General features: G+C 65.6%; 15 protein-coding genes and 1 pseudogene. 8 read left to right on the forward strand and 8 right to left on the reverse strand.

Annotation, left to right across the window (positions count from 1 at the left end; translation table 11 throughout):
* Positions 1–49 precede the first annotated feature (49 nt).
* Genes ACZ1I5_RS22240 through ACZ1I5_RS22250 form a run of 3 tightly spaced genes read right to left on the reverse strand, consistent with a single transcriptional unit; the run spans position 50 to position 10,641 of the window.
* The gene (locus tag ACZ1I5_RS22240; protein ID WP_465171403.1) at positions 50–2,002 is read right to left on the reverse strand and encodes a DEAD/DEAH box helicase; all 1,953 of its coding nucleotides are present in this window, start codon (positions 2,000–2,002) and stop codon (positions 50–52) included.
* Positions 1,999–7,422: a DEAD/DEAH box helicase gene (locus tag ACZ1I5_RS22245; RefSeq protein ID WP_465171404.1), complete on the reverse strand. Its 5,424-nt coding sequence runs from the start codon at positions 7,420–7,422 to the stop codon at positions 1,999–2,001. The genes ACZ1I5_RS22240 and ACZ1I5_RS22245 overlap by 4 nt, the downstream gene beginning before the upstream one ends.
* A gap of 15 nt (positions 7,423–7,437) precedes the next feature.
* Positions 7,438–10,641 (reverse strand): hypothetical protein, encoded by a 3,204-nt coding sequence (locus tag ACZ1I5_RS22250; RefSeq protein ID WP_465171405.1) that lies wholly within the window; start codon positions 10,639–10,641, stop codon positions 7,438–7,440.
* A gap of 46 nt (positions 10,642–10,687) precedes the next feature.
* On the opposite strand from ACZ1I5_RS22250, the gene ACZ1I5_RS22255 reads away from it, so the two are divergent.
* Complete coding sequence (locus ACZ1I5_RS22255) at positions 10,688–11,749, forward strand: phospholipase D-like domain-containing protein (RefSeq protein ID WP_465171406.1); 1,062 nt, start codon at positions 10,688–10,690, stop codon at positions 11,747–11,749.
* Between the two features lie 7 nt (positions 11,750–11,756).
* On the opposite strand, the gene ACZ1I5_RS22260 is transcribed toward ACZ1I5_RS22255, so the two are convergent.
* On the reverse strand, positions 11,757–13,535 hold the full coding sequence (locus tag ACZ1I5_RS22260) for a DUF262 domain-containing protein (protein ID WP_465171407.1): 1,779 nt from the start codon (positions 13,533–13,535) through the stop codon (positions 11,757–11,759).
* A gap of 116 nt (positions 13,536–13,651) precedes the next feature.
* On the opposite strand from ACZ1I5_RS22260, the gene ACZ1I5_RS22265 reads away from it, so the two are divergent.
* The 6 genes from ACZ1I5_RS22265 (at position 13,652) to ACZ1I5_RS22290 (ending at position 19,057) form a co-directional block, all read left to right on the forward strand.
* On the forward strand, positions 13,652–13,834 hold the full coding sequence (locus ACZ1I5_RS22265; protein WP_465171408.1) for a hypothetical protein: 183 nt from the start codon (positions 13,652–13,654) through the stop codon (positions 13,832–13,834).
* A gap of 287 nt (positions 13,835–14,121) precedes the next feature.
* Entirely contained in the window at positions 14,122–14,313 is a 192-nt protein-coding gene (locus tag ACZ1I5_RS22270) for a ribbon-helix-helix protein, CopG family (protein ID WP_465171409.1), read from the forward strand.
* Positions 14,314–14,400: 87 nt separating this feature from the next.
* A complete protein-coding gene (locus ACZ1I5_RS22275; RefSeq protein ID WP_465171410.1) occupies positions 14,401–15,492 on the forward strand; it encodes a DNA cytosine methyltransferase in 1,092 nt (363 codons plus the stop codon).
* Positions 15,493–15,507: 15 nt separating this feature from the next.
* Positions 15,508–16,557: a DNA cytosine methyltransferase gene (locus tag ACZ1I5_RS22280; protein ID WP_465171411.1), complete on the forward strand. Its 1,050-nt coding sequence runs from the start codon at positions 15,508–15,510 to the stop codon at positions 16,555–16,557.
* Positions 16,554–17,951, forward strand: a complete 1,398-nt coding sequence (locus ACZ1I5_RS22285; protein WP_465171412.1) for a restriction endonuclease — start codon at positions 16,554–16,556, stop codon at positions 17,949–17,951. Before ACZ1I5_RS22280 ends, ACZ1I5_RS22285 begins: the two co-directional genes overlap by 4 nt.
* Before the next feature lie 92 nt (positions 17,952–18,043).
* The gene (locus tag ACZ1I5_RS22290) at positions 18,044–19,057 is read left to right on the forward strand and encodes a hypothetical protein (protein WP_465171413.1); all 1,014 of its coding nucleotides are present in this window, start codon (positions 18,044–18,046) and stop codon (positions 19,055–19,057) included.
* 59 nt (positions 19,058–19,116) lie between these two features.
* On the opposite strand, the gene ACZ1I5_RS22295 is transcribed toward ACZ1I5_RS22290, so the two are convergent.
* The 4 genes from ACZ1I5_RS22295 to ACZ1I5_RS22310 all read right to left on the reverse strand — a co-directional run bounded on the left by ACZ1I5_RS22295 (position 19,117) and on the right by ACZ1I5_RS22310 (position 22,052).
* Positions 19,117–19,737, reverse strand: coding sequence for a GntR family transcriptional regulator (locus ACZ1I5_RS22295; RefSeq protein WP_465171414.1), 621 nt, complete (start codon positions 19,735–19,737; stop codon positions 19,117–19,119).
* Between the two features lie 3 nt (positions 19,738–19,740).
* Entirely contained in the window at positions 19,741–20,625 is an 885-nt protein-coding gene (locus ACZ1I5_RS22300; protein WP_465171415.1) for a phytanoyl-CoA dioxygenase family protein, read from the reverse strand.
* Entirely contained in the window at positions 20,625–21,230 is a 606-nt protein-coding gene (locus ACZ1I5_RS22305) for an acyl-homoserine-lactone synthase (RefSeq protein ID WP_465171416.1), read from the reverse strand. Before ACZ1I5_RS22305 ends, ACZ1I5_RS22300 begins: the two co-directional genes overlap by 1 nt.
* Before the next feature lie 78 nt (positions 21,231–21,308).
* Positions 21,309–22,052 (reverse strand): LuxR family transcriptional regulator, encoded by a 744-nt coding sequence (locus ACZ1I5_RS22310; protein ID WP_465171417.1) that lies wholly within the window; start codon positions 22,050–22,052, stop codon positions 21,309–21,311.
* Between the two features lie 211 nt (positions 22,053–22,263).
* Between ACZ1I5_RS22310 and ACZ1I5_RS22315 the strand changes: the two are divergent.
* Positions 22,264–22,416, forward strand: a pseudogene (locus ACZ1I5_RS22315) (transcriptional regulator domain-containing protein); the annotation flags it as partial.
* Positions 22,417–22,419 lie beyond the last annotated feature (3 nt).

Genomic DNA, 22,419 nt, shown 5'->3' on the forward strand with positions numbered 1-22,419 from the left:
ACGTGGGGCTGGGCGCTTAAGGGCAGCGCTCCTATCCTCGAGCAGAGGGCTAATCGGCCCAGTTCACAATGTCAGGCATGGCACGGGCAGCCCGTTCCAGCATTCTGCCGATCTCGCTATCACGACGCGCGACGTTTAGGACGAGCGTATCCATTGCACGTGACAGCGGGATCATCATCCATTGCGCCGCACGCTGGCGTGCTGCCTCCTCGGGGAGCGCTAGCGCTTCGGCTGCGCCCGCCTTGGCCGCCGCAACGCGATACTCCCAGAAGCGATCAAGACCTGCCATGAATACCGTCCAGCCCTCGAGGCCGCGGCAACTCTCATACTGCACGATACGAGGCGCCATCACATCGCGCGGCATGTCTCGCCGGATGTCGTAGGTTGTGCCGTCCCAGCAGCTGATGCCTTGGCCTGCGAGAAAGCTTGCTATCCTGCTCAGCCTATCTGCCCCGATCCGCGCGAGCTCAGGCGGGACGACATATAGGCAATCGATCGGGCTGTTGCCGGCTGCAGCTGCCTCTGCAAGCAGGGCGTGGTGGAGCGCAGGCACGCGAAGCAGGTCGCCCTCAATCAGCAGCACCTTTCCACCGGGCGCTTCGTCATTGTGGCGAAGATCCCAGCCAGGGACCCCAAGATCAGCCGCCACGAATCTCGCGAAGGTTGCGAGGTTGCTCTTCATGCGCAAGCTCTGCTTCAGCCGCTCGACTTTCACGAGGTCGCCGCCCGGTCCGTAGCGCCAGCTTGCCGGGTCGCCGCGCACAAGCTGGTCAATCCCGTCGGCTACAACGATTCGCTCCGGTCCGAAGACCGAGCGGATGATCTCGATCTCGCTCGGCGGCCAGTCCTGGCCCTCGTCGATCAGCACATGATCGAAGCGGAACAGGTCTGGCTCGCGCCGGCGAAGCTCGGCCAGGTCCTCTTCGGAGATGTCGCCGCTCGCCAGCAACTCGGCAAGCGTCCTAGCTCGCGCAGCATATTCTGCCAGCAGGTCCTCGTCCTCGCGCAGCAGGTCGAAGCGCTGCAGGACCCGGCCCACTAGTGTCATCACCGTCTCGACGCGGATGCCACCAGCATCGTCGGAGCCAGGGGTCGCGGTGAGAGCCATCAACCGCCGTAGGTCCGCGGCAAGCGCCTGGTTGTAGGTCAGCAGCAGCGAGCGAGCGCCACGCTCTTGGTAGGAGCGGCTTGCGAGGTTGAGCAGAAGGCTGGTCTTGCCCGTACCTCCATGCCCGCGGAGGATGAACGCGTTCTGCCCCAAATCGCCTTCCAAGGCGTCAAGCTGCGGCGCGCGCTGCGCCAGGCGCTCCATGCGACGTCGGTCGAGCTGGGTCGGCTTGAGCGGCGTGAAGATGGGCAGCCGCTCGAGCTTGTCGGCGATATCGTCGCTGCAGCAGGACAGCTGCGGGATCGGCCCGGCGCCGCGATAGGGCATCTTCAGTTCGGCCAGCGCGGTCAGGATCGACGCCAGCCCTTGGTTTCCTGCCAAGATGTTATGCGGGCGGCGCGGCAATGCCGCCTCCTCCACATTCTGGAGCGCGACCAGGTTGATCGTCCATGGCGTAGCCTGGATGCGCTGCTCGCAATCGCTGAGGAATGCGTGCATCTGCTCAACCGACTGCTCGGTCGCGCTCTTCCAGCCGTCGCGCTGGTAGAATACCGACACGCCAAGGCCATCGAACCGGACATTGCGCGGATCCTGGCTCTTGAGTTCGATGGTCAGGACAATGTTGCGAAGGCCGATCTCGCCAAGATGCTCCTGGTTGCCCTCGCGCTCCTGGATGGTGACAATCCGCCGAGGCCGGAAGCGACGCCCATTGAGGCGCGCCAGCACGACAAGGTCGATGTCCTGCACGCGGCCACCGAAGACCTTGGCGCAAGCGGCGATCTTGATCAGGTCATCGCTCTCCTCAATGTCCGGCCAAGCCTCGCGGAGCCGTGCTGCTAGCCGCTCGGCGTAACGACGCTCCTCACGATCCTCCGGGCCGATGATCTCGATCATACAGGGAAGCCTGCTGGCTGGGCGAGCTTCAGGAATGCTTTCTCCGGCGAGCGCCGAAGCTGCCACATATCCAGGAAGTCGATGGTCACATCGTTCCCTTCAGCGAGGATCGCGTCGACCGCCTCGCGCTGCGCGATGGTCCAGTGGGCAAGCTCGTTGATCCCTCGCCATAGGGGGTGCGCGAGGATGAGGACGGAGCCGGTGGAGGGTGCCTCCAGCGTCATCAGCGGCCCAACTCGCCGCGCGATGATCGGCAGCCGGTCGCTCCCGATCGTTCTGGCGAATGCCGCCGCCTCTGCGTCCTGATCGCCAAGCCAGCGCGATGCATCGAGCGGAAGTCCGGCGGCGAGATCCGCTGCGTCGAGCGCGAGCCGCCAGTCGAGCAGGGAATGGAGGAAACGATTGTCGTAGCTGCGCAGGCAGTCTGGGCAGGAACTGTCGCAGTCGCGGCGGTGCCTCGCGCTCATGAAGCGCGCTGCAGATCCTGTCCGCATGGCCTCCAGCACCTCCTCCATCCGCGCCGGCAGCGCCAGCTGCCGGGCATAGCCGGCGCCGTTCTCGAGGCTGTCCGCGAGGAATATCCGGCGCGTCTGGCTGGCACCGACGCGCATCGGCTGAAGGCCCGCCTGAAGCTCGGCGGGGTCGATGTCGAGCACGGTCCCCGCCGCACGCCGAAGAAGCTCGGTGAAAGACCAGATCAGGGCCAAGCCGGCTGGCAACGCGGCGACGTCGATGACGCCATCGGGCCCGGGAACCTCCGCCGACCGCAAGGCCATCAGCAGGATGTCAGTGGTCTTGATGCTGCCGATCGCGAAGCGCAGGTCATCCCGCATCGCGCGACCGCCAAGATCGACCTTCGGCGAGTAGAGCGACGGGTCCCACACATTGACGCTGTCGCGATCCCGGGTCGCTGTGAACAGGCGGCCATTATTGTCGTTGAGCAGTACGACAGGGACGCTGGGCATGGGCTGCAGCGCCAAGCCGCCCAGCGTGAGGCCGGGCACATCGGGCGGCATCAGCCCAAGCTGCGGCGGCGGCAGCATAGGCCCTCGCTCAGCCTGCTCATCATAGTCGATCGGCTCATTGAGCGTCCGGAATCCCCGCGGCTCGTGCATCGGGATGATCTCGGTTGTTGTGCCGCAGACCGTGCACGGGCCTGGCTGGCTGGCGCCAAGCTCAGTTGCGTCGCAACTGCGGCAGCGCGACAGCGTGACCGCCTGGCCAAGCGGATCGATCGGGATCACGTTCGGCCCCCGAAAATCATAGGCCGCGAACCCGCAGGCAACGTGGATCATCTTGTCCTTGAGCGTCTCCGCGCCCGGCGAGAAGCTTGAGATGGCCATGTCCATCGGCCGGTCCGACACCTTGGCTGCCTCGTCATCGCGCCGGCTCCGCGGGGGGCGCTCGTAGAGCGGGCGGACCCTCGTCGGGAAGCCAAACATCGGCAGCAGGCCAGCAGTCGCGAGCCGCTCGCTCAGTTCCTCCTGGATCAGGCGATCATCACGCACTGCCTGATCTATCCTGTCCACCAACTCGCTGCGCGCCCAGGCGATGATCCTGGCAGCGCGGGCAGCTACGTCCCCGGGGCTGCATGCGAGCAGGCCCTCGACAACCTCCGGGATCTCGGGTGCTGCAGCAAGCCAGGCTGCGACCGGGGCGCGATAGCGCTGCTGCCAATCGCCGCGGCGCCCGAAGCTGCCATGGTTGCTGTCCTTTGTCCGCCCCGGCCGCTGGTCGGTAGGTAGCGAGAGAAAGGCACGCCGAAGCAGTTCTGCCGCGATCACGCGCCGCACAATATCGTCCTGGCGCAGGTCAAGATAAGGCTGCGGCGGCGGGTCGCCGGTCATTCTCCGCGCATTGCTGAAATAATAGTCGTCATGCGTCCGGTCGCGGCAGAGCGTCACCGCGAACGAGAATGGCTGGCCAGCACGGCCTGCCCGGCCGACGCGCTGCTGATAGTTGAAGCGCTGCGGCGGAACGTTCGCCATCACCACGCTCTGCAGCGATCCGATGTCGACGCCGACCTCCATCGTCGTCGTCACGCTCAGCACGTCGATGCTGCTGATCAGCGGATGCTCGCGCGGCGGACCCAGCAGCGCGCCCTTGAACTGGCGCTGGCGCCGGCGCTGCTCCTCGAGCGGCTTGGTCTGGCCGGTGAGCTCCTCGACGCGCAGCCGGTGCGCCTCCTGGCGCGACAGCCAGCCATAATAGTCGTCGATGTCAGCCTCGCGCGGGATCTCGGCCAGCTCCGACCGAAGGCAAGCGTGATTGGTGCAGATGCCGGCGCTGCGATGGCAATGGACGCGCGCGCATCGCGTGCAGCGATAGGCGACCTCGCGGGCCGGCAAGCGGAACACAAGCGGCAGGTCGCCGGTACGCTCGGTGCGGATCTTCCACTCGCTGCTCACAATGCCCGTGTCCTGAAGGGCCTGCTCAACCTTCTGCTTCAGCTGCGCGGCGTCAGCTTGATGCAGGAGCGCGACCGCCTCGAGGTAATCGCGCAGCCTGGGCGGCATGTCCGTGCGCACGAACCCGCCCGCCGCGGCTGTCGGATCCTCATTATAGCCTTTCTGCAGCCCGATGATCCGGATCGCGGAGGCGAGGACCTCGCTCGCTACGCTGCCCGGAAGGGGGATCCGCCCCTCCAGTGTCTGGGCAGGCGCGAGGAACGCTGCGCCGATCGACTCCAGATCACGGCCGGCGCGGTCATAGATGACATCGGCAAGCTCATGCGCCAGCACAAGCTGGTGGCGATGCGCGCGCGCATCGAGAGGTCCTGGGGGAAGGCGATCCCATTCACCGGCGGGAGGATCGTAGAAGCGCCACCAGTCGATGCCTTGGATCGAGCGCAGCGATACCTTGGGTCCCGGCGGGTTGACGCCGAGCGCGACCATCTCGCGCTCGATCTCATGAAGCACCTCGCCCCAGGAGGGGTCAGGCGCCGCGGCGACGGCGCTCTCCAGCTGGGCGATCACTGCCTCGTCCTCGAGCTCCGCCACCCCTCGCGCCTGCAGCCGGTATGCTGCCCATGCCTCGGGATGCTGCGCTCTAGCGCGCGCTAGACGCTCCGCTTCAGCCTGGTCCAGCGGAAGGCCGGCAGCGCCCTCGCGCATCAGCATCGCGATCGAGCGCTGCTGCCGCGGCGCGATCGCGCGCCTGAGCAGCTGGCGCATCAGGTCCCGGTAATGATTATGCTCAAGCCCCGCGCCGACCTTGGCGGCGTCGTCGCGGCTGTCGGTGAAAACGATGGTCCGTGCGGGCGTGCCTCGCTCGCCGAGCGTGCCGACGAGCCGGTCCGTGAGAATCTGGGTGATCTGGCCGGTGCCGGTGGTGTGCGCACGGATGGGGGTGCGCACGATGCCGCTGAAGAAGATCGGGCTGTCAGGATTGTAGCCCTTCTCGCTGCAATGCGGGCAGCGATCGGGCAGCGCAGGCACAATTGCGGCGTCGTGCTCGGCCTGCCGCGCTACCCGCATGAAGCAGCCGGTAGGCTGCTCCGAGCGTCTCGCCTTGCGCAGCAGCCCAAGCCCGTGGTCCAGCACCGCATTGTCGAAAGAGAAGCGGACCGGGCCCTGCGCGCCAGGAGGCGTCCTGGACCAGCCCGAGCCCGACGGCGCGGGGCGCGGCCAGTACCACATATATTGCCCGTAGCGCCGGCGGAACACGAGCTCGACCTCGCGTGCTGGAACCGATCGCGGGCCCGCGTTCAGGTACCATTCGTCTGCGGGCGCGGCGGCGCTGCCGTCGCTGCTTACAAAGCCCCCGAGAAAGGGCTCGCCGCATTGGAAGCAGTAGAGAAGCTCGAGCACGCGCGCGCCGCAGCCGCACCGCGCGCGCGGCGCTGGGTAAAGCTTGCCGATCTGGCGCTCAGCGCTGCGGAAGCTTTCCTCCACCTGGTCGCATGCCGGGTTGCTGCAGGCCCAGAAGCCGCGGATCATCCGCACCAGCGCATGCGCGCGGAACCGAGGCGAGGTGAAGCCCGGATCGACCTCGCCTATGCTCGCGAGCAGCCCCTCCATCGCCGCGATGGCCTGATCGTCGTCCGGGTCCTGGAGCAGCGCATCGCGGACCGCGCTGATCGGCTTGGGACGGTCATCCCCGTCGCTTAGCGCCGCACCTGCAAGCGCGTCGATCAGCCCGCGCTCCTGCGCCGCCTGAGCCAGTGCCTCGCTGCCCAGGCTGCTGAGCCCAGCAAGATCTGCTGCCGCGAGTCGCCGATTCGCCGGCGGCGGCACCGGATTCCCCTCGATGATCTCGAATGTCTCCTGTGGAACGCCGAAGAACTGCTCGACATAGTCCTGGCCTGCCTGGCCATCGAGGCTGGCGCTGGTGGCGATGCACCGCAGCTGAGGCGAGGTGGGCGCCAGCCCCAGGCGACGGAGGAGGTTGCGCACCACAAGCGCAACCTCGGTGCCCTGGGTGCCCCGGTAGCTGTGAAGCTCATCGACAACCAGCGTCAGGCAGCGCGAGCGGTCCTCCTCGAGCCAGCGCCTCGTGGAGGCGAGCATCGGCTCCTCGGCATCGCGCATCAGCATGATGTTGAGCATCGAGAAGTTGGTGACCATCACATCCGGCGCGGCGCTCACCATGTCCCACCGGGTGAGCATCTCGCCCGATCGCGGGTCGGAGAATTGCGAGATGAGGTCGGCCTCGCGCCCTCGGATGCCGCGCAGTTCAGCCTCGATCGCACGAATCTGCTGGGCAACCTCCTGCGTGGACGAATTGTCAGCCAGCGCCGGCAGCGTCTGGTTGCCAAGCGTGACACCGGTATAGCGGCCGAAGTAGAAAGCGGGGGCGCCTGGACTCTCCACCGAGGCCTGGAGCGCGCGGCGGAGGCGCGTCACCTGATCCTCGACCAGCGCGTTGGTCGGATAGAGCACAATCGCACGTAGCGCGCTGGGCCGCTGCCCGGCCTCGCGCAGGTGCCGCCAAGGCCCTTGCGCGCCAGCATCCTCCCACCAGGGATTGATCGGGGTGGGCATGCCCCATTCCCGCGATTCAACGAGGAGCCGGGCAAGGATCGGCAGGAGGAAGCACTCCGTCTTGCCCGATCCAGTGCCGGTGGTGACCACGACATTGCGCTTGGCCTCGGGGTTGCGAGATAGAGATACGCGCAGCGACTGAGCCTGATGGGGGCGCAGGCGCCGGTCCGGCGCGTCGGGGAACAGCATATGGGAAAGCCGCTCGGCCGAGCGCTCGTCCACGCCTGCGGCTGCGCATGCTTCGGCAATGGTTGGCCCGTCCGGGTAGGGCAGCAATGTCTCGAGAAGCGGCTCCTGGAAAATTAGCCCTTCCTCGCGGAGAAGCGCGCTGCGCTCCGCCATCAGCAACGGGTCGCGCAGCCAGAATGCCGTGTCGAAATAGCGAAGATAGCCCTCCCTGAGCGCGTGATAGAGGCTGAGCGGTGTCGCGCGAGGCATTCGGGATCCTTGAGGCTAGAGGCCAAGGCAGCGCTGGATCTGGCCAGCGACCGAGGAGGGGACGGACGGATAATGGACGAGCCAGGTGTCGCGCCGGATGAAGGCTGGCGCGCCGGAGCAGAGCGTCGCTGCACGGTCGATCAGCCCCGGCAACTCAGCCCCGATCGGGACGGTCAGCAGCTGCGTCTCACGATCATAGGCGACCAACGGAGCGCTAGCCTGCGCTGCGGCTAGGTGCTTGGAGCTCAGCATGTCGGTCACCCGCATGATGCCGGGTGCATTCTCCCCAGCGATCACGCCGTGCAGCCTGCCATGGAGGTGGGTTCGGTAGGCGCCCGGCGCGCGCTCCTCGCTTGCGCTTGCGCTTGCCCACTGTCGCGACGGAAGGTCAAGCCGCTCGACCTCTGCGCTGCCCAGCCTGAAGGACTCACCGCTGCGAAGCAATCCCGCGAGCGGCGGGAGATGCCGGGCAAGGCGCTCGGAGAAGCGCTCGCTCAGGCCGATCAGCACGCCGCTTGCCTCCAACTGGGCAGCTAGCTCGAGCAGCGCATCCTCATCGGCAGGCCAGGCCCGGATCACGGTGAGACCTTCGCCATCGCCCTGACGCGCTGTTCGGACGCTGCTGGCGCCGAGCATGGCGTCCAGAAGCCGATCGGACCGTGCTCCGGCTAGCACCCAGCTGCCATCGCTGGTCTCAACCAAGGTCGCGGGTGCCATATGCCAGCTAGCAGGCCGCTGGGTCCTGGGGTCAAGGACGACATCAATGTGCCCGAGCGCCGAGAAGGCACGTGCCGCCTCCGCGGCGAACCAAGGCTGGTTCGGCTGAAGCGCTTGCGCCATCTCGCGCAGCGCCGCCCAGCTTCCGGATCCCATATAGCTCATCGCGTCGAGCATGAGATCCAATGCCGGCCTCTGCCCCGCCGAGGCCTCAAGCGCAGGCAATCGCGCCCGTGGCGACTCTGGGGCCCGGATGCCATGGCGCGGCCGCTGGCCACGCGGCGTGGTGCGGGGCCGGCGCCCGCGGTTGCGAGTCCATTCCTCGCGCTGGCACTCCCGGCAGCGCATATGCTTGAGCGTCCGCCAATCCTCGCCCGGCTCGGCTGCGTCGACAATCCAATAGTGGTGGCCAAGCACCGCGCACGGCATGGCATAGGTGCGTTCGTCCGGTCGCGGCGGCGAGCTGGCGCTCTCGGCAAGCGGCTCGGCGGGCGGGATCGACCCGGGCAGCCGCAGCGCGACATCGGCATGGCCGGGGTCATCCACATCCAAGAGCAGCCCCCCGGTCACGGCAGGCCCGGCATCCTCCGCATGATAGGCCGACACGATACCCTGCGCATCTTCGAGCACATGGATGGCCGCGTCAGGGGAACTGAGCCTCGCGGGGCGGGGGAAGCTTGCGGTCCGGAGCCGCACGGGCACCTGGTCGAGCAGCCGCACGCCATCCTTGGACAATACGCTCAAGCCCACCAGATAGTCGCCGCTGAGCAGGCCCGTGCCAGCGAGGGAGCGAGACGCGCGCCCGATATCCTCCCCGAGCGCCAGCTGCTCATGGCCGCCCAGATCAAGCGCGCGCCGGCGCTCGACGGCTAGCTGCAGGCGCTTCTCGGCAGCGAGCGTTGCTACAACTACTGGCGGCGCGTCGGCATGCCAGGTCTGCCTGCCGAGGCGCACGCCGCCTTCCATCGAGATCACGTCAGCGCGCAGCGGCGAAAGTATCGCCAGGACCCCCGCCGCCTCATCCTCGGGCGCATCGGAAAGCACCACATCTAGAAACGCCCGCCAGCCAGACGGCAGCCCAGCAAGCTGGCTGTGATCCAGCTGCCTATATCCTGCGCGCGCATAGCGCCCCAGATGGGCCTCGACCTTTGTCAGCACATCAGCATGCGCAAGTACGATGCATCGCTCGAGCAGCTGCGCCCGGCTGACCTCGTGCCAAAGGCTATCGCGATCGTCATGCGCCAGGACCAGGATGGGGTTGGAGGAGCGCGCCAAGGTCGCAGCGGGCATCTCGCGCCGCGTGAGGGTGAATGCGCCAGCGAGCAAGGCGCCAAGCGACAGTTCGGCCCAAGGCTCGAGCCCGCAGAGCTCGGTTCCGGGGATCGGGCGTACCGACAGCGATGGCTCGCATGCGGCAAGCCCGGCGCGGCCTGTCGCGTCGGTTGAGGCGGCGATCTGGTAGCGTCCCTCGACGCGAGCGGGGTCGGCTTGGCACGCGAGATAGAGGTCTATTGCTGGCAGCAGCCCACCGCTCAGGTCGGCACGCCAGAGCAGCGGAACCCGGCCCGCGGTGCTGCGATCCGAGCTTTCCTCGGCGGCTGGCCCGGCCCATGCCTCAAGTTCGGCGCACGCGATCTGAACCACGCGACGGCGCGCCTCCTCATTGCCCCACACGCGCCGCAGCCTGGCGGGAGCGCTCGCATGGCCTAGCCAGTGGGACAGATATTGCTCCATCTCCAGCGGCGCCATGCGGCGCCCGGGCCTTAGGCCATAGTCCTCAAAGGCGCCCGCTAGGCGCTTGCGATCCTGGGCGCTGACCAGCGCCTGGGAGATCGGGTAGCCGATATTGACGCGGCGGTCGGTGATCTGGGCTGAGGGCAGGCCAAGCTCGCCATCCCATTGGGCAAGCCAGTCATTGAGCAGCAGCCAGAGCTCAACCGTGTCCTTGAACCCGCGGCGAATGCGGGCTCCAAGCGAATCATCAGCCTCCAGCAGCCCAAGGAGCCGGTCATAATAGTTATGGGCCGCGTGCTCGGCATCGCTGACCATCGCCTCGGCACCGAGCACAAGCACTGCGAGCAGAGCAAGAAAGGGCGGCGCGTCCCGCATGCCCTCATCTGCCCAGGCCTCAGCCTCGCTGAGGTGCCAGAGGAACGGGTTGTCCACCCGGTCCCAGCCAAGCGCACCGCGAACTGCGCCGATCAACTCGGACCGCGCATCCTCCAGCGGCACCTCCGCGGAAACCGCCGCCTGTGCCAGAAGCTCGGGCTCGAGATAGAGATAAGCAGGCGCCTGGGGGCGCGGCTCGCCAAACAGCGTCGTGTAGATTGCGCCATTCCACCGCCGGTAGCGATCTAGCGCCGCTGCGCGCGTGCTGCTCAAGCCTGCCCTCCCCTCAAGAACCATCGTCGGGCAAGTTCTCCACTGGTGCAACCAAAGAATCAGCGAATACGCAGGCACCAAGTTCTTGACTTCGGTAAGTAAAGCTTCCTTGAGGCGCATGATGGCCCCTTGCCGCCGACGGCACGCGGGCGGCGCGAGGACCAGCATGGCAAGGAAGGCAGCTGTGGATTCAGGTGAGCCCTGCTTCCTGAGCGGCGCGAAGCTCAGCGCCGCGATCCGGCGCGTCTCAGGCGGCCGGCAAGCTCGGTGCGCGGTGGCCTTCTGGGGCAAGGGATCCGAAAGCCTGGTCAGCACGGCAGGGCTGCCAAGCGATGCTCGCATCATCTGTGATGTCTCGCTCGGCGGTACCAACCCGCAGGCACTCATCGACCTAGGCGCGCCAGGCAATCGCAAGTTGCGGTGCGTCGATGGGCTCCACGCCAAGGTCTATCTATCGGATCTCGGGATGGTCGCTTGCTCCGCCAACGCTTCGGGCGGAGGAGTCGGCTTCGATAAGCCTGCATCGCTGCACGAGGCAGGCACGCTTCACGCCTCTGGGAGCTCAGCCTTCGCCGAAGGCGAGCGCTGGTTCGAGCAGCTTTGGCGCAGGTCAAGGCAGGTCGATGACAATGCTATCGCGCTTGCCCAGAGCAGCTGGCGCCCACCGAAGCCCCCGGCTGGGGTGACTCGTGCAAGGAACCCGCTCTCGCTGCTCGACGCTATGATTGCCGACCCAGCGCGCTTCCGCGGCGTGGGCTTTGTCCTCAGCAGAGGCACATCGACGATCAATCATCGCGACGACACCGCCAAAGCGCTGATTGCGGAGGACAATGCGCGCCCGGAGCGGCTCCTGTCCCGCCAAGAGCGCAGCGCGATCAAGCGATGGAGCGTCAGCGACATATTCAGCGAGTGGGGCGCGGCTGATGTCGATGCGTGGCCGCGCCGCTTCATCTGCGCCCATCTCGGCGGCCGAGGCGGGCTCACCTACTGGTTCTATGAGCGAGCTCATGCGGTGATCATCGACGGAACCGAAGGGATGGTCCTCGCTCGCAAGGAGGGAGCGCTGCGACGATCGCTCGGGCTAGCGCACGGAACAGCTGCGATGGCGGCTGCCGATGCCTCAAAGCTGCGCGCGCTGCACGCGCATGTCGAGGGGGACGGCCATAAGCTGCTTGAGACGCCCGAGAAGCTGGCTGAGCTGCTTGGACAGCTGGAACTGGACGGCTAGCTCGATCTCAAGCCGCCGATGCAGCCGGTGGCATGGGCAGGTCCCAGACCTCCATCGCAAGATCGGCCAGCCACCGCGACCGCTGTATGACATCGCCACGGCTCCAGGTCTCAAACGGCTTCATAGCGGCCACCGCCCGATCGATCGCAGTATTTCCGATCCCGGGCTGCTCGGCGATGGCGCGGGTCAGCAGCAGCTGCGACTTGGGGTAGACCGGGCGCTTCTCCGAGAAAGGCCGCCGTCCCAGCCAGCTGTTGATCGAGCGCTCAGCCAGCGCAAGATTGCCGATGCTCCAGAGGAGATCATAATCGTCCGCCCCCTCACCAAATTCCACGCGAACGGGATCATCGGGAGTCTGGGGAAGGATGTGCTCGATATGGATGTTCGAGCCATCCGTGTAGCGCGACAGCCAGCGGCACCCCTCGCTCTCCGCACCGTAGGCGAGGAGGTCGACATGCTGGGTCAGCTTCGCGAGCACATAGCGCAGCTGGTACTGCCTGAGGCTCGCGCCATTGAGGGACGCCATCTCACGATGGAAGCGCGCTGCCAGGTCGTGCCGCCGCGCGACCAGCGTCGCCGAAGCGAAGGCTCGATATTCCTCCAAGCTGGCGACCGCCGCGACCCACACTGCCCATTCCGGGAAGAGCGCCTCGAACTCGCGGCTGGTGGTTCGGGTTACAAGATAGGTCACCAGCAGGGACTCCACGTCGCGGCACAGCGCGTCGAAGATGTCCGCGGGAAGTTTGCGGGCAGCTAGCAGCAGGATGAGATGTTGGCGGGTCGCTCGCCCAGCGAGCAGCGAGATCGCCTGGACCCGCGGATGCGGCTTGCCGTCCGCGCCGAGTCCGTCGAGGAAATGGAGGTAGCTCGCCAGCGCGTCGGCCAGCCGATCGACAAAGCCGAGCGGATCCTTGCCATAGCCAACCTTAGCGTCATTGGCGCTCAGCCACGCATAGAGCTCGTCCTCGCGCAGCTTGGTCACGCCAAAGGTGGCAAAGATATAGTAGCGCAGGAACCGGAGCGGCTTCTCGCCCGCATCGTAGAGCGCATCGGTCAGCGCTTTCCAACGATCCTTGAGCTTCTCGAACTCGGCCGGCGCCGCCCGGATGAAGAGGAGGTTCTTGAGCAGATCCATCGCGTCGAGGCCGACGCCGCGATCGTTGATCGTCTCGAATATCTTGAGCGCCCGGGCCAAGCTGTCGGTGCGGATCCGTATCAGCTTAACCTTGCCGACAAGGTAGCCATAGAACTTGCGAACGGCCTGAGGGTCTGCCCCTAGCTCCTCCTCGAGAAACCGCAGCGCACATGCATAGGCGATCGCGACGTTTCGCATCGAGCGTGTGCCCGCTACCGGCGGCACCTCGCCGTCCTGCAGCTTCTGGAAGACATCGCCCGCGTCGGCATATTGCGGGTCGAGCCGCGCGCGGAAGACGTCATTGCCCTCCGCGTCGGCCGCGGTGTCCGCGATCAGCTTCGATATGCTTGCGGTCTGGGTCTCGCCAAGCGTCGTCAGCCGGTCGCGGATGGCGCATAGCGTGACGAATAGGGTGGTGGTGCGCTGCTGGCCATCGATCAAGTCAAAGGCGCCATCTCGTCGCGGACAGACGACGATCGATCCGATGAAATATTCCGCGTCGCCGCCCTCAAGCTGCTCGGTCCTGATGTCGCGCAGCAGCTGATCGACCTGGGACTCCTCCCAGACATACTCCCGCTGATAGTCCGGCACGACGTAGAATGACTTGAACACGTCAGCGACGGTCTCATCATTCGATTCAATGGTTGCCATGCATCCTCCGTTGCTTCGGTAATATCACTAGTCCGATCAAGACCGCTGTCGAGCGCTGAGCCCGAGGCTGCATCAATCAGGTTCGCATGCGGGTCACGTTGGGATAGCAAGCCAGGATGTACGAGCCACCTAGCCCTGCTCGGTCGAGAACGATGAGGGCCATCCGCAAGAAGGACACCAAGCCGGAGATGCGGGTTCGGCTGCGGCTCCATGCGCTCGGCTTTCGGTTCCGCCTGCATCGGCGCGACCTTCCCGGCACGCCCGACATTGTCCTGCCAAGGCATCGCGCGGTAATCTAGGTGCACGGCTGCTTCTGGCGCCATCGTCCAGGATGCCGGCATGCGACCAAGCCGCGGACGCGGCAGGACTATTGGCTACCCAAGCTCGAGCGGAACGTGGCGCGGGATCACGCGGCCGCAGGCGCGCTTGCCTCGCGCCTGCTCGTCGTCTGGGAATGCGAGCTCGGTGATGACGCCGCGCTTGACGCAAGGATCCACAGCTTTATCTGATCACTTTCTGTTCTTCCCTTGCGTCATAGTGGTGCATCGTGCAGAAGTCTGCAGCAAGTTGCAGCAGGAGGTCCTCGGTGGCGGTTATTGCAGACGAGGGGGTGGTCCGGGTGACGGCATCGTTATCCCGTGGCCAGGAGCAGGCGCTCAAGGAGCTCGCTGCCAAGCATAAGGTCAGCGTGGCTTGGCTCATTCGCTATGCTGTCGACCACCTTGTTGAGCAAGGTCGTGAGGCACAGCTTCCCCTCGATTTCGGCCGGCGGATCTAGACGATGTTGCTTGACCCTGACGGGAAAGCCCTGCCCGCAGCCGCGGGCGGCGGCGCAACTGTCGCAGTTCCGCGCCGCGGCGCGCGCATGCCTATCATCGACCTATTTGCCGGCGCTGGCGGCCTAAGCATCGGCGCGACCGATGCCGGCTGCGAGGTTCGCGCTTGCGTTGAGCTCGACGCCATGGCTTGCCGGACGCTGCGCGCCAACGAATCTTATCATGGCGCAGTGCTCGAGGCAGATGTCGCAGCTATCACCGGCCTCGATCTCCGTGAGGCTGCTGGCCTCACCCCGGGTGACCCGCTGATTGTCGTTGGCGGCGCGCCCTGCCAGCCGTTCTCCAAGGCAGCCTATTGGGTCGAGGATGGCGAGGAATCGCGCTACCGCCGCGCTCGCGCGGCCGGCATCGCCATGGAGCGCCCGGCCGCGCCCACCGAGGCACGCGCTGATGCGCGTCGCACCCTGGTCGAGGAGTTCTGGCGGCTGATCTTCGAATCCAACGCAGACGGTTTCGTGTTCGAGAACGTTCCCAGCATCAAGCATCCGCGCAACCTCCCGGTGCTCGACGGCTTTCGCCACGCAGCTGAGGCAGCTGGCTACCAGGTCACCCAGGTAACTGCGAACGCGGCCGAGCATGGGGTTGCCCAGACGCGCGAGCGCGTGTTCCTGCTCGGCGCCAAGCGCGGCAAGCCTGTTGCGCCAGAGCCTACCCACACGCTCAAAGGCGAGATTGGTCGCCGGCCCGCGGTGACAGCAGGTCAGGCGCTCGAGGGCTTTGACCGTCCGCAGTTCTTCGAGCCCGAGGAGCTCGTGACTGGGCGGTGGGCCGAGCATCTTCGCACGGTACCACCAGGCTGGAACTACAAGGCGCATACGGCATGGGCTGGCCATCCCAACCCTAGCTTCGTAACCGAGACGCGCTTCTGGAACTTCCTGCTCAAGCTCTCGCCCGATCGCCCGTCCTGGACAATTGCGGCGTCGCCCGGCCCCTGGACCGGCCCGTTCCATTGGACAAGCCGCCGGCTGCGCACGGTCGAAATGGCGGCGCTGCAGGGCTTCCCCGAGGGGTACAACCTGGTCGGCAGCCGTCGGGACAAGGTGCGCCAGATGGGCAATGCGGTGCCGCCGCCGCTCGCTCGGCGCATGGTTGAGGCGGTGCTTGCCACCGTCGATCGCTAGGGATTGGGAACCGATATGCGTAGCATCAGCTTGTTCAGCGGCTGCGGCGGCCTGGATATTGGGCTCCATGAGGTTGGGTTTCGGACGGCGCTTGCCTCCGATCTCGAGTTGCTTTGCGCAGAGACCTGGCGGCGCAACATGCCGAGCGTCCCGTTCCTTGGGGGGCGCATCGGCGCCTGGACGCGCGCCGACGTCGCCGAGGCGATGGGCGGCACGATCGGCGAGATCGACCTGGTCGCGGGCGGCCCGCCGTGTCCGCCATTCTCCAAGAGCCGTTTCTACCGCAAGGAAAAGCCGCGCGCGCTGGACGATCCCAATGGCTGGGAGACGGTCGATGGATATTTGCGCATGCTCGAATGGGTGCGTCCGCGCGCCTTTATCCTCGAGAATGTGAAGGGCTTGGCGTACAAGGTGCACGCTGACGCGCTCGAGACGATCATCGAGCGGGCAGAGAAGCTCGGCTACAAGGTGTCGACGGACGTGCTCAACGCGGCCGACTTCGGCGTGCCGCAGATTCGCGAGCGCTGCTTCGTGGTGGGATCGCTCGACGGCAAGATTGCGCTGCCCAAGCCTACCCATTCCCGTGACCAGCTCGATGGCCGCCTTCCCTGGGTTACGGCAGGCGAGGTGCTTGCCGATCTCGACACCGAGGAGAATGCCTCGGACGAAGGGCATTTCGCCGGCGGGCAGCATCATGGCCTGCTTCGTCAGGTGCCGCCGGGCGACAACTATCTCTACTTCACCGAGAAGCGCGGTCATCCGAACCCACAGTTCAAATGGCGTGGTCGCTATTGGTCGTTCCTGCTGAAGCTGAGCCCGAATATGCCTTCCTGGACGATCCAGGCACGCCGCTCGAACAACATGGGCCCGTTTCATTGGCGCAGCCGGATCCTCAGGATCGCCGAGATCAAGCGGCTGCAGACCTTCCCCGACGACTTCGAGCTCGCGGGAACCATCGAGCAGCAATGGCGCCAGGTCGGCAACGCCGTGCCCCCGATGCTGGCGGCAGCGGTGGGCCGTAGCGTGGCGGAGGCGATCGGCACGCCGCTTCGCGATGCCGCATGAGGCGGCTCCCGTCCTTCAATGACTTCTCGCCGGGCATCATCGGTGACGTCCGGCGCCCGCTGGAGATCCTTGATCGGCTAGCACCGGACATGGCGGCGGTGGTTGCTGAATGGGATCGCGCCTTCTTCGCGAGCGCGGGCAACAAGCGGGCTGGGACAAACATTCCCGCGACGCTGGGCAGTCTCGGCCTGATGACGCGGGTCCCGCTGGCGCTCACCGATGCTGGCAAGGAGATCCTGGCTGCGCCCGATGCAGTCTCCGCGGCGCAGCGCTTAGCCCGGCACGTGGTGGACACCCGGAACGGCATGGCGATCATCGACGCGGTTCGCTCGCTCAACACGCGGGGTGAGACGCTCAGCAAGGATAGCCTGAAGCGTGAGCTGGAGATCATTGGAATCGAAGGTCTGTCCAATGCCACGACTGACCATACCACCTTGCTCAACTGGATGATCGAGGGCGGCCTTCTCACCCGCGAGGGGCGCGCCAACCCGATCCCTGACGAGGCCGTGATGAAGGCCGTCCTCGGCATCTCTGCTTCGGAGCGGTCGGGATTTGCGGAGCTTCCCTTGGGCCAGCAGATCTTCCTGCAGGTGCTGCGTCGCATCGCAACCGCGAATGGCGGCGCTGAGCTTCCGGCCAAGCAGGTCATCGATGAATGCCTTCGGGACCATCGGGCTCGGTTCGATGAGGACCAGATCCGTGCGAAGGTAATCAAGCCGCTCGCTGACGCCGGGTGGATCGAGGTGCCGGCTGCCTCCGGCGCCGGCCGTGGTGGCAAGAGCGGTACCATCATCCCCTCTGCGAAGCTTCTGGGCATCCCGATCAACGCGGTGCTTCCGGACTTCGATCAGGTGATCCCCGCCGATCTTCGTGCGAAGATCGACCTGCCAGCGGCTGAGGTGAAGCGGCTGCTTGCCAGCGGCCAGACCTATGACCGGGGCTTGGGGCTCGAGCTCCTGGCTCTTAAGATGATCCTCGATATTGGCCTGGAGCCACGCGCGTTCAGGCTGCGCAGCCGTGACACTGCGCATGCCGAGGTGGACCTGACTGCAGAGGGCAAAAACCTTCTGTTCTCGCGCTGGAACTTCCAGTGCAAGTGCGTCAGCGGCAAGGTGAGCCTTGGGGACGTGGCTAAGGAGGTCGGCCTCGCGATCTACTCCAAGGCGCATGTCGTTGCTGTGGTCACTACCAGTGACTTCTCGAGCGAGGCGATCGCCTATGCGCGCGAGATCACCCAGGCGACGCACCTGCAGTTCCTGCTGGTGAACGGCGCGATCGTCCGCGGCTATCTCGACAAGGGCCCTAGCGTACTCCTGGATCATGTTGCATCGAATGCAACGAGCGTGATGGCACAGAAGCGCAGCCAGCCCATCGCACCGAATGATGATGGATAGTCGCCTTTAAGTGAAGGAAGGAAATTTTTCGCTTAGGCTGCTCAAGCTGGATTAAATCGTCGAATGACGAAGTGGTCCCGGGGAAACGAAATATGGCGCGCCTGACTAAAGCAAATCTCTTTGGCATCATTCGCGCAGCAATCGAGCGTGATGGTTGGACAGTTATGTTGCTGTCAGGGGCGAACGAGCACCCTTTTCGTTTCGAAATGGTCAAAGGGCAGGTGACGCAAATCGTCCGGGCCTATATCTGGAACATGAGCCATGGCGGCGGCGCCAAGCGCCCTCCCAACGAATATCGCATCCAGATCACCAAGGTCTCCCAATTCAAGCCGGAGCCGGCAGGCGTCACGTTGATCTTGGGGTGGAGCGACGCTTTTGGCGTCTTCTCGGCGTTTGATATCTCGCACCATGCTCGACCACTCGGAGCATCTCCGTCCATCCAGATTGGCGGAGGCACGCTAAGCCAAGCTGGCCAAGATGGGGTAGCGGCGCAAGAAAAAGGCAACCACGAGGTGGCAGTGGCGATACGTCCAGACCGTCTGGCCACCTACATTGTCCACAAGGACCAGGCGCACACAGGCGACCTTGCACCGCTGACACCGTCATCGCCAGACGTAGATCTTGCATCGCTCGCCAGTCCTGAGCGGACTCATCAATTCGGTAGTGAGGCAGAGCTCGCGCAGCGTCTCACGGTGCTGGAGCGGATCGCCGCACTGGAGCGAGAAATCGAAGCGATCAAGCCGCAACTCGGCATGATCGGCCATAATCGTCCCCCGGAAGCGATTGGGCCTGATCCCGAAATCCTTGCTGGTGAAATCAATAGTGCTGCTACGGCCATACGGGCCGAGATGGCCGAGATTCAGCCAGATCCCATGACCGTAGCACGCGGCGCGGGTGTGTTGCAGCGGATTTGGAGAATGCTTCTATCGGCTCGCGACGAAGCCGGGAAGTTTGCCGGTACAATTAAGGATAAAGGCCGGGAAAAGGCGGCCGAGATTGTCGTCGGCACCGTGGCCGGCACTGGTGCGATCTATGGTAAGCAGATCATTGGCGCCCTGCAGAGCGCGGTCAACGCGATCAGCCAATGGTTTCACTTGATTTTGTAGCGCTGATTGCATCTGCAGAATAGCAGCTCCCTCGGGGAATGAGAACCTAATTGCTTCAGCTATCCGTCAGGCCTAATCGATACTAGAGTAGCCTTGACTATTAACGACGCTGCGCGTGACCTCCTGCGGTGATATTGCGCAAGTAATATGCCGAGACGGTTTTTGTTACCGTGCCGATATTGGTGAATTAGCAATGCTAGTTCCTCATCGCCATCAGGGAGCACAACACTTTCAAATCTACGATAGGGTGAAAGCCGATCGTTAATTTGTTGAATGGCACTAAAATGCTCCCCGTTGCCAGATTCTCGCGCAATCTCCGAAAATGTATTCGTAATCTTAGCAACGATACCCTCGGATGAGACCGTCTGCCGCCCACTTATCTTCGATGCGTCCGCTCCAATGCTCCGAGAGGCAAGACGGAGTATTTGCGAGTTCCAGTTATAGAGATCGCGGAGCGCCGCTTCTGTGAGCAGCGGGACGCGGAACCCATTGTGGTTCGGCGCTTCGACCAGCCGCTCGCCGGTGAGGCGATGCAGTGCGTCGCGAATGGGCGTTATGCTTGAGGCAATCTGCTTGCCGATCAGTGCGGGCTCGATCGGGGTGCCTGGAGGCAGTTCGCCCTCGGCCAGCATGCGCTTGAGTTCGTGATAGACCCGCTCGAAGGTGGCGCCGGGGCTCATGGCTTATCCTCCGACGCGCTGCCTGGTGACATGCGCCTCGATCAGCGCCTGCTGGTCCGGGCGCAGTGCGTCGATCGCACCGATCGGATGGATTGATGCGTCGCGGAGCAGGATCGACGGGCATTGGCCTTCATAGTTGCCGAGGTTGGGCCGGTGCTGGCGGTAGCCGACTAGTGCCGCGAGCTCGGGCGGGAAGTGGCGCGCGACGTCGGGCGGATACGCGAGCCACTGGTTTTCATAGGGCTTGAGCCAGCCCAGGCAGTAGCTGACGATCGCGCCGCGGCGGGTAGTGAAGCTGCGGTTGCCGCCCGCGCCGTGCAGCGTCGATCCGAGGAAGACGAGCGCGTCGCCGGGATCGAGCTCGATCGCGATCGGCGCGGTGTCGGGGTTCGGCTCGAGCGCCCTGGCGCCGTGGCTGTCGGGCCAGAGCAGCGTGGTGCCGTTCAGCTCGCGATAGGGCGTGAACGCCCACATCACGTTGACGAGATATTCGATGGTGCCGGTGGGTCCCCGCCACATGTCCTGGTCGCGGTGCGGCAGCTGCGGCAACGCGCCGGGGTGCAGCGCGATCGCCTGCGTCAGGTTGAGCTGGATGCAATCACACCCGGGGGCGAGGACTTGCTCGGCGATACCGAGGATCTCGGGGTGCATGACCAGTTCTGCGGCATGGGGGCTGCGGGCGAGCAGCCGCCCGAAGCGCTTGGTGCGCTCGCCATAGAAACCGCCTTGGCAGAACGGGGTTTCGGTGAAGGCCTGCGCAAGGTCCTCGTCGAGCGCCTTGATCGTCGTGCTCGGCAGAGCGTTGGGCAGGACGCAATAGCCCTGGTCGAGCAGCTGCCGCATCGGATCGGGGGCCGCGAGTGCGATGGGCTGGAGCTTCGTCGCCATCACGCTGCCTCCTGCTCGAGCTCTGCCGAAGCATGGATGCCATTGGCCGCGAGCAGCTTCGGCGTCTCGGGCGTGATCTCGATCCGAAGCGCCCCGAGCGTCATCCCGTCGATCGTGCGAGGCAGTCCCAGTGACTCGGCGTGCCAGCCGAATGCGAGGATCTGGCCCAGCCATCCCTGCTCGGCGACGCCGATATAGCTCGTGATCCCGTGCTCTAGCGCATAGTGGGCGAGTGCCGTGACCAGCGCGTCGCGCCAGCGCCGGCGCTCGGCCGCGCGCAAGTTCCGGTCGAGACAGAAACGGGTGATTTCCCAGGTGGCGGGACCGGTGGGTGGCGGGGCGTCGCACAGCCCGGCGAACAGGTCGCCGAGGATGTGCGGCCGGGTCGTCGGCAGCAGCCGGGCCGACGCCAGGTGGTTCTGGTCGGTGTCGGCGAGGATCAGGTAACGCGCATGGGGGGCGTCATACTGGTCGATCTCATAGCGGCCGGCGAGGACCGGCAGATCCCAGCCGAGCAGGTCGACGAAGACGCGCTTCCTGGCTTCGAACATCGCGCGCATCACCGCGTCGCTGGCGGCGCTCTCGTCGTCGTGGGTGAACAGCATGGCCGGGCTCCCCTGGTCGTGGAGGCCCGATGCTGTGCCCGGTGGCCGGCGCTGGCCATTCCCCCGAAATGGGGAGTTTCAACGCCACAGCGCATCGGTGAAGGTAAGCGCCCCGTCATAGAGGGCGTGGATCGCGAGCTGGGTCCGGTTGGCGACCCCATACCGGCCCCGCGCCTCCTTCATGTACTGGATCGCCGTCTCATGTCCGATGCCGAGGATCTGCGAGATCGCCCAGTCCGACTTGCCGCGCGCCGCCCAGTAGATGCAGTCGCGCTGACGATCGCTGAGCCGCGGCCGGTCGAGATCGATCCGGCGCACGCCCGACAGGCGCCGCGCCGCCTCGAACGCCGCGGTGCCGACGAACTGCGCGAGCGGCAGCCATTCCACACGGTAGCTCTTCCCATGGGCGGTCGCGAAGGAGCACGAGCCCTCCGACTCGCCCGGGATGTGCGCGGGCACCGTATAGCCGTCGGCGATTCCCGCGCGCCTCGATCGCGCGATGATTTCCCGGTCCCGTCTGGTCAGGTCGATCAGCTGGTGCAACATCGTCCAGGGAAAGCCGAGATTGCGCAGATGGCTGGCCCGGTGCACCGGATCCGAGCGGCCGAGCCCCTCGGCATCGAAGAACGCCTCCCATTCGGCCGGGTAGTTGTGGATGCGGATCGCCGGCTGCGGCGTCCGCGCGATGTCGACATGATGCGCCAGCGCGAAATAGCGGAAGCCCATTTCGCGCGTGATCGCGTCCACATGGGCGCCGAGCTCGGCGATATTTACCGCGGCCTCGGCCGCAGTGGCGAATTGTTGTGCTGTCGCGAGTACCATGGGCAACGCCATACCGATGAAGGACGCGCCCCAAGCTGCTGCGTCCGTGACCGACACCTGCCCTGTCCGCGCCCGGCGCTTTCCCGTCGCCGCCGCGGTCGGATCGATAAGGCGTCGCGTTTAATCCGATTCTGGAGGCTGGGCAAATTCGCATGGCAGCAACCCTCGCTAAGTCGCTCGGCTGCAAGCCCAACGCCTCGCCGGATTGGCGATGGGGCCGGCGCCTGACGGCCGTCCCGACTGGCGGGACAGCGCGCCTTACCGCGCGCTGGCGGGAATCGATCGCGCCGGGCTCGCCTGGGAATGGCTGCGCCGCGATCCCGCCTATGCGGCGATCAGCGCGCGGCTGCGGCGCGTCGGGGTCGGG

Source organism: Sphingomonas sp. BL-S-30, assembly GCF_055521475.1.